The following is a 13259-nucleotide window of genomic DNA, read 5'->3' on the forward strand; positions in this document are numbered from 1 at the left end:
CGACGTGCGACACGGGATGAGCCCTCAGACGCCGACTCGACGACCGGTGAGCTTCTCCGCTCTGCGATCGGCGTTCTGCAGCGCCCTGCGCTCCCGCTCTCGTCTGAGCACGGTGATTCCGATGAGTGCCACCTCGGGCGCGGCCTGGGGCAAGGGAGAGACGAACGGCGAGGCCTCGGAGAGCAGATCCTGCGCCACCCTCGCTCGTGCGCTCGGCACCATTCGCGGAGCGCTCTGCAGGAACTGCGAGATGCGACGAGCGAGGCGGTCGGGCAGTCGGGCGACATCGGCGATCTGCGCCCAGCCTGCGAGCATCGGCGGCAGCACGGGGACGCTGGGGATCAGCTTCGGCGTGCGCACGCGCTGGCTGTACGTGCCGGCGACCATGTCTCCGAGACGCTGAGATCGGGCGCTGAACGCTCCGGCGAGCACGGCGACGCTGCCCAGCGTCATGTAGATCTCCAGAACGCCCAGGAGAGCACGGATGAAGGCGTGGCGGAATCCGGTCGCGCCCCCGTCGAGGCGAACGATACGACCGCCGACCGCGAGTTTGCCGAGGCTGCGGCCTTTGAGGGCGACCTCCATCGTGATCGGCAGCACCACGAAACTGATCACGATCGAAGCGATGAACGCGATCGTGTCGGTCGCCTGGTCGAGAACGCCGATGTCGAGCAGCCAGATCCGCAGGAACAGCGTGAGCAGGAAGACGGCGATGCCGACCAGGAGGTCGATGATCGCCCCCGCGGCTCGCAGGACGAAGCCGATCGGCTGCACATCGATCGCGACGGCTTCGCCGGAGAGAACCTCGTCGGATGCATCGAGCGCGGCAGACATGAGTACAGTAAATCAGGTGGATGCCGATGCGTTGACAGATGCGCGCCGCGCCGAGTGGGAGCGACTCGATCAGTTGAGTCGCGCCCGGCTCGACGGGGCCGACGTCGATGAGCTGATCGTTCGCTACCGCGCGGCATCCGCTGATCTGGCCGAGCTCAAGACCTCGGTGGGTGAATCGCCTCAGGGCGCGTACCTCTCGACGATCCTCGTGCGTGCACGACTGCGTCTCACGGGCGCATCCGACAACATCCTCACCCAGACCGGCCGCTTCTTCTCCCGGCAGCTGCCGGCTGCCCTGTACCGGCTGCGCTGGACGACGCTCGTCGTCGCTGTGTCGTTCATCGCGATCGTGGTCGGCACCGCCGCGTGGATCTCGGCAGACCCGGCGCTCCTCGCGACCCTCGGCCCGCCGGACCTGCTCGAGCAGTACGCTGACGAGAGCTTCACCGGCTACTACACCGAGAACCCCGCAGCGGTGTTCATGGGCATGGTCTGGTGGAACAACGCCTGGATCGCCCTGCAGTGCGTTCTGTTCGGCATCACCGGGCTCTGGCCGATCAATGTGCTCGTGCAGAATGCGATGGGGCTCGGAGTCTCCGGCGCCGTCATGGCCGCGCACGATCAGGTCGACGTGATGATCCTCTACATCCTCCCGCACGGCCTTCTCGAGATGACATCGATCTTCGTCGCCGCGGCGGGTGGTCTCCACCTCTTCTGGTCGTGGGTCGCTCCGGGGCACCGTTCGAGAGGCGAGTCTCTCGCCACCGAAGGGCGCTCGCTCGCGACGGTGGCGATAGGACTCGTATTCGCGCTGTTCGTCTCAGGCCTGATCGAAGGTTTCGTGACCGGGTGGGCGCTGCCCTGGCCCATCAAGATCGGCATCGGTGTCGCTGCGCTCGCCGCGTTCCTGATCTACATGCTCGTCATCGGCGGTCGTGCCTACCGCCGAGGCGAGACCGGAGACCTCGTCGAGTACGAGGCGGGGACCCCGAGACTTCTCGCCGGCTGAGGCCTCAGCGGCTCACAGCCGTCCGGCGGCCTTGAGTTCGAGGTATCGGTCGGCGATTCTCGGAGGCAGAGACTCAGGGTCGGCGGCGATGGCCTCTCCTCCGGCGCGACGCACCGCATCGGCCACGTTCTCCGCATCCCGCATGGTGCGTTCGGCGGCCGCCGCGAGGTAGATCTCCTCCCGCGAACCACGCTGCACCGCGAGATCCGCGATCCCGTCATCGGTGACGGATCCGACGAGGATGGACGTCGCCCTGCTCGCGTCGGGGAAGGCACCGAGGAATCCGCGAGCCGACTCGGCGGCATCCTGCGCCGTCAGCACGACTATCAGGGCGGGGCGAGTGGTGAGAGTGCGAACCGCGGCGAACGCGCCGGGCCAGTCGGTGTCGACGAGGCGAGCGTGCACCGGAGCCATCGCGTCGGTCAGCGCGGGGAGCAGCGCAGTGCCGTCGACGCCGGTGACGCGCGCACGCACGACGCGGTCGTACATGAGCAGATGCACGTGGTCACCCGCTCGTGCGGCGAGGGCAGCGAGCAGCAGGGACGCCTCGAGGGCGGCGTCGACCCTCGTGCCTTCGCCGACACGGGCGGCCGCGGTGCGCCCCGTGTCGATGATGATCACGACGTGGCGGTCGCGCTCGGGGCGCCACGTCCTCAGCATCGTGGTCCCCGCCCGCGCGGTCGCGCGCCAGTCGATGGACCGCACGTCGTCGCCTCGGACGTATTCGCGGAGGGAGTCGAACTCGGTTCCCTGGCCGCGCACCTGGATGCTCGTGTTGCCGTCCAGCTCTCGCAGCCGTGCGAGCCGCGAGGGAAGATGCTTGCGCGACGAGAAGGCGGGGAGCACCCTGATGGTGCCGCGCACCATGTGGCGGGCCTGCCGTCCGGCGAGGCCGAGCGGACCGAGCGACCGGATCATCACGAACTCGCTCGCGAGTTCCCCTCGACGCCGGGGCAGCAGCGGGATCGAGACGCGGCGTCGTTCACCCGGCGGGATGCTGAGGCGCTGACGCGCCTCGCCCGCTCCGGCCGTCGGCTGCCACGCGTCGCGGATCACCGCGTGCAGGGTTCGACCGCCCTGGTTCTGCAGCGCGACGCTCACCGGAACCAGTTCTCCGATCCGCGTGCGGGTCGGCACGCGCCTCGTCACGACGACGGAGCGAGGGTTCGGTGCCAGCAGCACGTCGAGCACCACGAGCAGGATGCACGACAGCAACCAGATGCCCAGCGCGGCATACGGAGGGAACTCCGCGAGCCCGGCGAGGACGAGCGGGACTATGCCGACGGCGACGGCAAGCGCGAGACGGCCGGTGACGAACACCTAGATCGGCACCCTGGTCTGCTGCACGACGGACGTGAGCACGGCATCCGCCGACACGCCCTCCATCTGCGCGTCCGGGCGCAGCTGCAGTCGATGGCGCCAGACCGGCACGAGCATGGTCTGCACGTGATCGGGGGTGACTGCGGTCGATGCGTTGAGCCACGCCCACGCCTTCGCGGCGGCCAGCAGGCCCGTCGAGGCGCGAGGACTCGCGCCGAGTTCGACCGAGGGCGACTGTCGCGTCGCCCTGGCGAGATCGACGACGTAGCCGAGCACGTCATCGGTGACCTCGACACGCCCCGCGGCATCCTGTGCCGCTCGGATCTCGTCGGCTGAGACGGTGGCCTCGACCCCGGTGAGCTCGCGAGGCGAGAAGCCCGACGCGTGCTTGCGGAGCACCGACACCTCGGCGTCGCGCTCGGGCATGCCCACGACCAGCTTCATCAGGAAGCGGTCGAGCTGCGCTTCGGGAAGCGAATAGGTGCCCTCGTGCTCGATCGGGTTCTGGGTCGCCGCGACGAGGAAGGGATCGGGCAGCGGTCGGCTGACCCCGTCGGCGGACACCTGCCGCTCTTCCATCGCCTCGAGCAGGGCGGCCTGCGTCTTCGGGGGCGTGCGGTTGATCTCGTCGGCGAGCAGGATGTTCGTGAACACCGGACCCGCACGGAAGTCGAACTCGCCCGTCCGGGCGTCGTACACGAGCGAGCCGGTGACGTCGCCGGGCATGAGGTCGGGGGTGAACTGCACGCGCTTCGTGTCCAGGCCCAGCGCACGTGCGAACGAGCGCACCACGAGTGTCTTCGCCACGCCGGGCACGCCCTCGAGAAGCACGTGTCCTCGGGCCAGCAGCGACACGAGCAGGCCGGTCACTGTGCCCGCCTGGCCGACGACGGCCTTGTCGACCTCGGTGCGCACACGGTGCATGGCCTGACGCAGTTCGGCGTCGTCGAATGTCTCAGCGGTCACGTGGTGTCCTCGGCTTCCGTTCGGATGGATGGACGGCGGTTCGGTGGGATCGGCAGATCACTCGGATCTCCGTTCGGTGAAGGAGGAGGCGTCGACCGCGCTCTCGAGCTCCTGCAGGCGCCGAGCGAGATCGATCAGCGATGGGTCGTCGACGGGCGTCGCACCCCCGAGCAGGTCGTGCAGAGATCCGCGGGGGATGCGCAGCCGGTCGGCTGCGGCATCCGCGACCTCCTCTGCACCCGCGGTGACGGCGAGTCCGAGTCTGCGTGCGAGCCGGCGCCTGCTGCCGTCGCGGATCGCCTCCGCCGCATGCGCGGCGTCACCTGCCTTGGCGGTCAATCGCGCCCGGCCGTGCATCGTCTCCGAGGCGCGCACGGTCACCGGAAGAGTCTCGGCGACGAGCGGACCGAAGCGCTGACCGCGCCACAGGGCCGCCGCGACGCCGGCGATCATCAGCAGCAGGATGGCGGGTGTCACCCATCCTGGAGTGAGCGAGCCGAGCGTGTCCTCGGTCTCGCCTTCGATGTCGGTGTCGCCGAAGCTGGGCACGTACCAGACGACCCGGTCTGTCTGACCGAGCAGAGCGAGTGCGAGGGCGGCGTTTCCATCGTCCGCGAGGTAGGCGTTGCTGAAGAGACGCGCGCCCTCGACGACCACACGCGTCGTGCCGTCGGTCTCGTCGACGAGCACGGCCGCCGCGTCGCGGGTTCCGAAGCAGCCCTCGACCCCGTCAGCCGGTGCGAACAGTCGATCAGGGCGGATGGTGCCGACCTCGGCGAACTCCGGGGCGTCGCACTGTGCCTGCACCGGGGCCGAGTCCGGCGAGGCGTTGTCGCCGATGCGCAGGAGGTTCAGCAGATGCGTGCTGCTCGAGAGGAACACGACTCGGTCGGCCGGGTCGATCAGCTCGGAGATCCCTTCGTCTGTGAGCGTGAACGGATTGGCCATGACGAGCGTGGTGTCGTCATCGAGAGCAGCTCGTGCCTCATCTCGCGAGCGGAAGACCGAGACCTCGACCCCGTTGTCCTCCAGGATCTGGGCGATCGCCATGGCTCCGGAATCGCCCACGCTCTCAGGATCGAGTGCGCCGCGCTGATCGGGCATGCGCACACCGACCTGGATCGCCACGAAGACGCCGCAGAGAACGAGCGCCACGACGATCGCCCAGCCGAGCACCGACCGCCATCGCCTGCCACGAGGTGCACGTTCGGCTGTCGACGCCGGGGCATCGCGCTGTTCGAGAACGCTCACGCGGTCACCGCCTCCGGGCGCAGCGCGCTGAGCCGGTCGTCGGTGGCCGCGAGTTCGGCATAGCGCTCAGCGGTCGCCGGATGCCGGAGGTAACGGACGTCGTCGAAGGAGACCGCGGCCTGGCGGACCGGCCCGGTCTCTGCAGGGAACACGACCGAGACCTCTCGCGCGATGGCCTGCGCTGTCGCTCCGGGGGAGGGATCGATGAGATCGCGCTCGAGGAGTCCTCTGGCGAGCGCGCGGAATCTCAGGATGGTCGCCTCGTCCCAGTCGCCTCCGCGGGCGCAGCGATCGGCATCGGCTCGCAACTGGGCGGCTGAGCGGTCGTCGTCCGCGCCGAGCAGGCCGGTCCCTGGCCGGCGGACGCCCTGGGCGCGACGCGGGCGGCCCCAGATGATGAGGGCCGCCACGAGAGCGCCGAAGACGATGATGCTCACGACGATCAGAGCAGAGGGCCCGACGTTGGCTCCGTTGTCGGAGCTGAACAGGTCGGCGAGGAACCGCCCGATGTCCCGAGCGACCAGGTCGAACCACGTGGGCTTCGCATCGGCGTAGCGCGGATCGGAGAGCTCCTGCTCGGCCCACTGCCGCGCTTCATCTCCGTCGGGGATCCGCACGTCGTCGAGCGAGCGGATCATGCAGATCCTTCACGGTCGGCCCCCGGTGCGGCCCAGGTCGAATCGGCAGGCGGCGCTGAGGGGGCCGGGGGAGCAGGAGGGGGCGAGTACGGGGGCGGCGCTGAGGCGCCCACGGGCGACTGAGGCGGGGTCGGTGCGACCGCTCCCGGGTACGGCGGCTGCGCCGGGTACGGCTGCCCCTGGTACTGCTGCCCTGCGTACGGCTGCTGCGCCGGGTACTGCTGCCCTGCGTACGGCTGTCCCTGGTACTGCTGCCCTGCGTACGGCTGTCCCTGGTACTGCTGCGCGTAGGGCGGCTGGCCCTGGTACGGCTGCGCCGGGTACTGCTGGGCGTAGGGCGGCTGCCCCGGGGACTGCTGCATCTCATAGCCGGCGGGCGTCATGGTGGCCCACTCCGGAACCTGCTTCGGCGGCGGGGCGCTCGTGACGGCGCGTTCGGGGTCGACGACGAACGGATCGCCGAGCTGCTCGTCCGTCCATCCGAGATCGCGTCTCTCGACGTGACTGATCAGTGCCTGGTCGAGCCCCTCGTAGCGCATGCGGCTGTCGAGGTACACCAGAGTGCCGGCGGTGCTCTGCACCACGAGGGTGATGGCCTGCAGCACGAGCAGCAGGATCTGCGGGGCGAGGAGCGCGAAGACGAAGCCCATGATCGTGGCGGTGTCGGCAGAGCCGGTCGGGGCGATGATCGACCCGAGCATCGAGCTCACCAGGGAGACGGGCAGATTCACGAGCTGCATCGCGACACCCATGATGGCGCCGATCAGGAAGGTGACTCCCCAGGCGATCCAGAAACGGCCCCGGGTGAGGCGCCACGAGCGAACGAGTGCGTCGCGGAACTTCGCGCGCTCGAGGACGAGGATCGACGGCACGAGGAGCAGCTTGGTCGTCAGCCAGACAGTGAGGGGGACGATCGCGAGCAGCAGCACCAGGACGAGGATGACGATGCCGCCGATGGCTTCGGCGGAACCGCCGAGCCCGCTCGCGACGAAGCCGGCGATGATGACGAACAGGATCACGATCACACCGAAGATGAAGATCACGGAGAGCGACGCGAATGCCGCCAGCCGCCAGAACGACGGGATCATCTTGCGCCAGAGGGTCTTGAGGCTCGCCTTCACCCCGATCGCGGCGAATCCGATCTCGGCTGCGACCACGCCCTGCATCAGGGCGGTGAATGCGACGGACGCGAGACCCACGGCGATGCCGGCGACGATGTTCATCGCGATGGTGCCTGCGAAGACGGCCTCGAAGTCCGGAGAGGACGGCGAGAGCGACTCGAGCCGAGTGAACGTCGTGACGAGCACGAAGCCCATCACCGTGGCGCTCAGCACGACGACCGCCAACTGGATCACGACGCCGAAGCCGAAGAGGACTTTGGGATTGTGCCGCAGCGCGACGAACGACTTGCTCAGCAGCATCCCGAAAGTCAGCGGATGCAGGGGAATGATGCCCTTCTTAGGGGCAGGGGTCCACGTCTGGCCGCTCACCGGCACTCCCTCCGTCGTGCGCTCCCATCGTGTCACAAGACCCGTCGGCGCGTAGACATGGGGGCCGTGGTACTGAGTGCCATAAGGTAACAGTTATGACCTCACGCATTCTTGTGGTCGACGACGACACCGCGCTCGCCGAGATGATCGGCATCGTGCTGCGCACCGAGGGCTTCGAACCGGTGTTCTGCGCCGACGGTGCGCGGGCGGTCGATGAGTGGCGCACACAGCGCCCGGACCTCGTGCTGCTCGACCTGATGCTGCCCGGCATGGACGGCATCGAGATCTGCTCGCGGATCCGCGCCGAATCCGGAGTCCCCGTCATCATGCTCACCGCTCGCAGCGACACGGCCGATGTGGTGCGAGGGCTCGAGGTCGGAGCCGACGACTACATCGTCAAGCCCTTCAATCCGAAGGAGCTCGTCGCGCGCATCCGAACGCGGCTGCGGCCCACGTCGCAGAACGTGGGGGAGCAGCTGCGAGTGGGAGACCTCACCGTAGACGTCGACGCCCACGAGGTGCGCCGTGGCACCGCTCCGATCGCTCTGACGCCTCTGGAATTCCAGCTACTGGTCGCTCTCGCCTCGAAGCCGCAGCAGGTGTTCTCGCGTGAGATGCTGCTCGAGCAGGTGTGGGGCTACCACTACAAGGCTGACACTCGGCTGGTGAACGTGCATGTGCAGCGCCTGCGCGCCAAGGTCGAGCTCGACCCGGACAACCCCAAGATCGTCATGACGGTGCGGGGCGTCGGCTACCGTGCCGGGGGCGCGGGCTAGGCCGACCATGGCCGCGACCACAGCGACCACCACGGCGGTCGCTGTCATCCGCGACTGGCGTGGTTGGCCGAGCTTCCTTCGCGCGCTGTGGCGGAGCTCTCTGCGCTTCCGAACGCTGACGATCACACTTCTGCTCACGTCGACGGCGATTCTGATTACCTGCGTGACGATGGCTCTCGTGATCCAGAACGATCTGTTCGAGTCTCGCAAGAGCGAGGCGCTCGATGATGCAGCACGTTCGGTGAACCAGGCGCAGGCGACTCTCGACGCCACGGCGCTCGGCGACGACCCGGCAGCCCTGCCCGAACTGTGGGACAGCGTGCAGGAGGACCTGGGGCGCAACTCGACAGCTGAGGGTCTCGCCGGATTCCGCATGGACGTCGACCCGGACGTCGCGCTCAACGGTTTCACCGCAGGGCTCAGCGACAATCTGATCAGCTCCGGCCTCAGAAACAGGGTTGTCGAGTTCGACGACTGGCAGTCGTGGCAGTCCGTGCCGCTCGAGGTCGGCGGTCGAGAGGTGCCGGGAATCATCGTCGGACAGCAGCTGCGGGTGCCCGAGGCCGGTCCGTTCGAGATCTACTTCGCCTATGATCTCGCTGACGCCGACAACACTCTGGTCTTCGTGCAGCGCACCCTCTGGGTCGCCGGCATCGGCCTGGTCGCGATCGTCGCGGCGATCTCCTTCATCGTTCTCCGCACGGTGTCGACACCCATCGTCGAGGCTGCGGAGACCAGCGCGCGTCTGGCGTCCGGCGACCTCGGGGTGCGCATCGACGTGCACGGTGAAGACGAGATAGCCACGCTCGGCCGCTCCTTCAACGCCATGGCCGACAGCATCGAATCTCAGATCAAGGAACTGGGTGAGTTGTCGCTCGTACAGCAGCGCTTCGTCTCGGACGTGTCGCATGAGCTGCGGACGCCACTCACCACGATCCGTCTCGCGGCTGACATGCTGAACGATCAGCGGGGCGAGTTCGACCCGACGACCGCACGCACCACCGAGCTCCTGCACACGCAGGTGCAGCGGTTCGAGACGCTGCTGTCGGATCTGCTCGAGATCAGCCGCTACGACGCCGGTTCCGTGCAGCTCGAACTCGAGGCGACGAGTCTCGCGCACCTCGCCGAGGACATCATCGAGCAGATGCAGCCTCTCGCCGACGACCGGGGCAGCCAGCTGAGACTCGTGGCTCCAGGCGGGTACTCGCCCGTGGACATGGATCCGCGCAGAGTGCGACGGGTACTGCGCAACCTGATCGGCAATGCGATCGAGCACGGCGAGGGCAGGCCGATCGTGGTCACCGTCGACAGCAATCAGCATGCTGTGGCCGCCGGCGTCCGCGACTTCGGTCTCGGCATGGATCCGGCCGATGCGGAGAGGGTGTTCGACAGATTCTGGCGCGCGGACCCGTCTCGCCAACGCACTCTCGGGGGCACGGGGCTCGGGCTGTCGATCGCGCTCGGCGACGCGACTCTGCACGGCGGCTCACTCGACGTCTGGTCCGAGCTCGGGGTAGGCACGAACTTCGTCCTGACGCTCCCTCGCAGGGGCGACGCGACGGAGGGCCCCTCGCCCGTCCCGCTAGAGCCGCAGGAGACCCTCGCCGACATCGATGACGCCACGCAGCCGATCCAGCTCGCCGACGTGCCGGCGGAGCTCTTCGATCGAGGGAGCATCGAATGACGTCCACGACTCGGCGCACGCTGCGCGGGCTCGCGATCGCGGCCGCTGCGCTTCTTCTGTGCGCATGCACGGGTCTCCCGATGACGGGAGACGTGCAGCGGGGGATCCCGCTCGGCGCGCCTCCGGAGGGGCAGGACTTCCTCCCTCTGGCTTCGGACCCTGTAGACGGTGCGGGCCCTGAGGAGATCGTCGAGGGCTTCATGGAGGCCGCGATCACTCCCGCTGACAACTGGGACAGCGCTCGGAGGTTCCTCACCCCCGAACTCGCCTCGACCTGGCGTCCGAACACGGGAGTGTCCATCGACGTGAGCGCAGCGACGCGCTCCTTCACCTCGAATCTCGACGATGACGAGGCCGATGACGAGGCCGATGACGGCGATACAGCGGACGTGCGGGTCGCGTTCGACCAGGTCGCGAGCGTCGACGCGACGGGAGCTTACTCCGAGGCGTTCGGGGCGTCGAACTCGGCCTTCGTGGTCGTGCGCACGAAGGGCCAGTGGCGGATCGCCGAGGCTCCGGACGGCGTCGTGATCGATGAGTCGAGGTTCTCGCGTGTCTACGACGACTACGCGTTGCAGTACTTCGACCAGACGTGGGAGCGGCTCGTCCCCGATGTGCGCTGGTTCCCCAGACGCGTCACGGTGGCCACGACCATCGCGCAGTCGCTGATCGGCGGTGCGCCGAGTCCGTGGCTCGACCCGGCGGTGCAGAGCGCGTTCCCGCAGGAGGTGCAGCTCGCGCGCGACTCCGTGCCGATCGACCAGGATCAGATCGCCGAAGTCGCGCTGAACCGCGCGGCGCTGAGTCTGGAACCGACGACCCTCGCGCGCATGCGTACACAGCTTCAGGCAACCCTCGTTGCTGCGGGGGTGCAGATCGATCAGGTGCGCTTTACGGTCGATGGTCGGGCGCTGGAGGCCGGTGTCGTCGAGGTCGTCACCGATACGGCGGATGCGGGCAGCCTCGTCGTGAAGGACGGGACGTTCGGGATGCTGGTCGGTGGTGAGATCACCCCGATCCCCGGTGTCACGGATCAGATCCTCAACGCGGGTCAGCCCGTCACGGCGATCGATGTGTCGGCCGACAGCTCGCACGCGGCCGTGCAGCTGATCGACGGGCATGTGTGGCTCGCCGGCGACGGCGGTTTCGATGAGCTCGATGCGCGCCCGTCGCTGGTGCGGCCGTCGATGGACCCCTACGACTACACCTGGTCGGTGCCGTCGAATGCGCCTGCCTCTCTGCAGGCGATCGGCAGCGACGTCGCCCCGCAGGCGATCGCGAATGCGTGGCCCGACGCATCGGCGGTCTCCGCGATCCGAGTGTCGGCCGACGGCGCCAGGGTGGCTGCCGTCGTCGTGGTCGGAGGAGAGCGCTGGATCGTCGTCTCCTCGGTGGTCCGCGATGAGACGGGAGTGCCCACCGAACTCGGACCGACCGAGCCACTGGCGCAGCTCGACGGCAGCGCAGTGGGTCTCGTCTGGCTGGGAGCCGACCGCCTGGGCCTCCTGACCGACTCCGCCGACCGGATGGTCGTCACGCAGGTCGTCGGAGGACCGGGAGGGGCCGAAGTCGCTCCGACGGATGCAGTGTCCATAGCGGGCTCGCGAGCCGCCACCGGTCTGCGGGTTCTGGCCGCGGACGGCGCCGTGTTCGCGCGAACCGGGTCGGCATGGAGCGAGTCGATCACCGGAGTCTCGCTTCTCGCCACCAGAGCAGGTCACTGAGCTTGACTGCCTCTGCACGGCGGGCCGGTGAAAGCCGAGTCCCCCCAGGGCGCGCGCTCCGTGTCGGATCGTGATCGAAGTGCAGGGTCCGCGCGACATGATCGACGGATGCTGTCGCATCTTCACACCCGCGCCATCGGCGTCGAGGTGCTCGCTCTCCTGCTCGCAGCGACCTGTGCAGGTTGCGACCGGCCAGAGACGCTGCTGTGCGACGTGTGTCGGCAGAGCATCCGAGCCGCACCCCTCGTGCGACGCACGCCGGCTGGTCTGCTCGTGCGCGCCGCCATGCCGTTCGAGTCGATCGCAGCCCGGTGCATCCGCAGGCTCAAGGATGACGGCGAGACGATGCTCGCGCGCCCGCTCGGAGCCGCGTTGAGCGAGGTGCTCGGCGGAGTCGACGAAGAACAGGCCGCGATCGATGATCCGGTGCGCCTGGTGCCGATACCGACGACGCGGGCTGCGTTCCGACGACGGGGCTACCGCGTGCCCGAGTTGCTGATCCGCCGAGCCGGTTCGGTGCCCGATCGCCTGCTCGCGTCGCAGGGCCGTCGCACGGATCAGCGCGGACTCGACTCGGCGAGCAGGGCGCAGAACGTGCGCGGGAGCATGCGATGGCGACCGAAGCCCGGGGGTGGGGCAGTCGTGCTGGTCGACGACGTCGTGACCTCGGGAGCGACTTTCGACGAAGCGGCTCGCACGCTGAGAGAGGCCGGGGTCCGGGTCGTGTCGGCGGTCGCGCTCGCCGCGACACCCCGTCTCGGCGAACGGAATGCGAACGCATCGGAGACACGCAGCAAATGACCCGTGACATCCGAGGTCAGGCGGACTACCGTTGGGGGTCACAAGGCGACCACGGTCCGCCCTTGGCCGGGAGGACCGGGACAAGGAGGCAGCAATGGAAACGAGCATCGTTGGCGTCGGGGTGGGTATCACCGACCGATTCCGCACCGTTGTCGAGGAGAAGATCGCCAAGATCCAGACGTTCGCGTCGCGTGCGCAACGGCTGGATGTCAAGGTCACCCACCGGGTGTACCGCAACGGTCATGTACCGGATGAGACCGTCGAGCTGACGCTCGTCAGCAAGGGTCCTGTCGTCCGCGCCGAGGCCACGGACGGAGACAAGTTCGTCGCACTCGACATGGCCGTCGACAAGATGGCCGAGCAGCTTCGCCGGGCCAAGGAGAAGCGAGTCGACGGGCGCCAGCATCCGCGTGGGGCGCACTTCGAGAAGGAGAGCGGTGCGCTCGAGGGCATCGACGTCCAGCCGGCATCCGTGGAGGTCCTTCGCGCGGTCGCGACGGGCGCTGTGCCGATCCAGAACGACGACGACGAGGTCTACTCGCCGGTGGTCATCCGCACCAAGAACTTCGGAGCGGAATGGATGACCGTCGAAGAGGCCGTCGACCGGATGGAGCTGGTCGGGCACGACTTCTTCCTGTTCGTCGACGTGCGCACCGATCACCCGAGCGTCGTCTACCGACGCAAGGGCTGGGACTACGGCGTGATCGCGCTCGAGACGCAGGCTCCGCCCACTGAGGCGCTCGCCTCCTGAGGCTGATATGACGAC

The 13259-nt window shown here is 68.4% G+C and carries 12 protein-coding genes; 6 read left to right on the forward strand and 6 right to left on the reverse strand.

Annotated elements, in window-relative coordinates; translation table 11 throughout:
* Positions 1–24: 24 nt before the first annotated feature.
* Positions 25–834: an RDD family protein gene (locus FIV50_RS06410; RefSeq protein ID WP_140036711.1), complete on the reverse strand. Its 810-nt coding sequence runs from the start codon at positions 832–834 to the stop codon at positions 25–27.
* 16 nt (positions 835–850) lie between these two features.
* Here FIV50_RS06410 and FIV50_RS06415 point away from each other — a divergent pair, with 16 nt between their 5' ends.
* Positions 851–1843, forward strand: coding sequence for a stage II sporulation protein M (locus tag FIV50_RS06415; protein ID WP_140038666.1), 993 nt, complete (start codon positions 851–853; stop codon positions 1841–1843).
* 12 nt (positions 1844–1855) lie between these two features.
* Here the strand turns inward: FIV50_RS06415 and FIV50_RS06420 are convergent, their stop codons facing one another.
* The 5 genes from FIV50_RS06420 to FIV50_RS06440 form a co-directional block, all read right to left on the reverse strand.
* Positions 1856–3163: a DUF58 domain-containing protein gene (locus tag FIV50_RS06420; RefSeq protein WP_140036712.1), complete on the reverse strand. Its 1308-nt coding sequence runs from the start codon at positions 3161–3163 to the stop codon at positions 1856–1858.
* On the reverse strand, positions 3164–4087 hold the full coding sequence (locus FIV50_RS06425) for an AAA family ATPase (protein ID WP_042542171.1): 924 nt from the start codon (positions 4085–4087) through the stop codon (positions 3164–3166).
* Between the two features lie 99 nt (positions 4088–4186).
* Positions 4187–5380, reverse strand: coding sequence for a DUF4350 domain-containing protein (locus tag FIV50_RS06430; protein WP_140036713.1), 1194 nt, complete (start codon positions 5378–5380; stop codon positions 4187–4189).
* Positions 5377–6018, reverse strand: coding sequence for a DUF4129 domain-containing protein (locus FIV50_RS06435; protein WP_140036714.1), 642 nt, complete (start codon positions 6016–6018; stop codon positions 5377–5379). The genes FIV50_RS06430 and FIV50_RS06435 overlap by 4 nt, the downstream gene beginning before the upstream one ends.
* Positions 6015–7508: a hypothetical protein gene (locus tag FIV50_RS06440; protein WP_140036715.1), complete on the reverse strand. Its 1494-nt coding sequence runs from the start codon at positions 7506–7508 to the stop codon at positions 6015–6017. Before FIV50_RS06440 ends, FIV50_RS06435 begins: the two co-directional genes overlap by 4 nt.
* Before the next feature lie 95 nt (positions 7509–7603).
* Between FIV50_RS06440 and mtrA the strand changes: the two genes are divergently transcribed.
* The 5 genes from mtrA to hpf all read left to right on the forward strand — a co-directional run bounded on the left by mtrA (position 7604) and on the right by hpf (position 13244).
* Positions 7604–8284, forward strand: a complete 681-nt coding sequence (gene mtrA, locus FIV50_RS06445; RefSeq protein ID WP_056376242.1) for an MtrAB system response regulator MtrA — start codon at positions 7604–7606, stop codon at positions 8282–8284.
* Between the two features lie 7 nt (positions 8285–8291).
* Entirely contained in the window at positions 8292–9968 is a 1677-nt protein-coding gene (gene mtrB / locus FIV50_RS06450) for an MtrAB system histidine kinase MtrB (protein ID WP_140036716.1), read from the forward strand.
* The gene (locus tag FIV50_RS06455) at positions 9965–11692 is read left to right on the forward strand and encodes an LpqB family beta-propeller domain-containing protein (protein ID WP_140036717.1); all 1728 of its coding nucleotides are present in this window, start codon (positions 9965–9967) and stop codon (positions 11690–11692) included. The genes mtrB and FIV50_RS06455 overlap by 4 nt, the downstream gene beginning before the upstream one ends.
* A gap of 108 nt (positions 11693–11800) precedes the next feature.
* Positions 11801–12493 (forward strand): ComF family protein, encoded by a 693-nt coding sequence (locus tag FIV50_RS06460; protein WP_140036718.1) that lies wholly within the window; start codon positions 11801–11803, stop codon positions 12491–12493.
* A 94-nt stretch (positions 12494–12587) separates the two neighbouring features.
* Complete coding sequence (hpf, locus tag FIV50_RS06465) at positions 12588–13244, forward strand: ribosome hibernation-promoting factor, HPF/YfiA family (protein ID WP_140036719.1); 657 nt, start codon at positions 12588–12590, stop codon at positions 13242–13244.
* Positions 13245–13259 lie beyond the last annotated feature (15 nt).

The organism is Microbacterium foliorum, from assembly GCF_006385575.1.
Lineage (GTDB): Bacteria > Actinomycetota > Actinomycetes > Actinomycetales > Microbacteriaceae > Microbacterium > Microbacterium foliorum_B.

Bases quoted from the DNA above. Each gene is read 5' to 3' on its own strand.
- FIV50_RS06410 (WP_140036711.1), bottom strand. From the start codon at position 834: ATGTCTGCCGCGCTCGATGCATCCGACGAGGTTCTCTCCGGCGAAGCC.
- FIV50_RS06425 (WP_042542171.1), bottom strand. From the start codon at position 4,087: ATGCACCGTGTGCGCACCGAGGTCGACAAGGCCGTCGTCGGCCAGGCG.
- FIV50_RS06435 (WP_140036714.1), bottom strand. From the start codon at position 6,018: ATGATCCGCTCGCTCGACGACGTGCGGATCCCCGACGGAGATGAAGCG.
- mtrA (WP_056376242.1), top strand. From the start codon at position 7,604: ATGACCTCACGCATTCTTGTGGTCGACGACGACACCGCGCTCGCCGAG.
- mtrB (WP_140036716.1), top strand. From the start codon at position 8,292: ATGGCCGCGACCACAGCGACCACCACGGCGGTCGCTGTCATCCGCGAC.
- FIV50_RS06455 (WP_140036717.1), top strand. From the start codon at position 9,965: ATGACGTCCACGACTCGGCGCACGCTGCGCGGGCTCGCGATCGCGGCC.
- FIV50_RS06460 (WP_140036718.1), top strand. From the start codon at position 11,801: ATGCTGTCGCATCTTCACACCCGCGCCATCGGCGTCGAGGTGCTCGCT.
- hpf (WP_140036719.1), top strand. From the start codon at position 12,588: ATGGAAACGAGCATCGTTGGCGTCGGGGTGGGTATCACCGACCGATTC.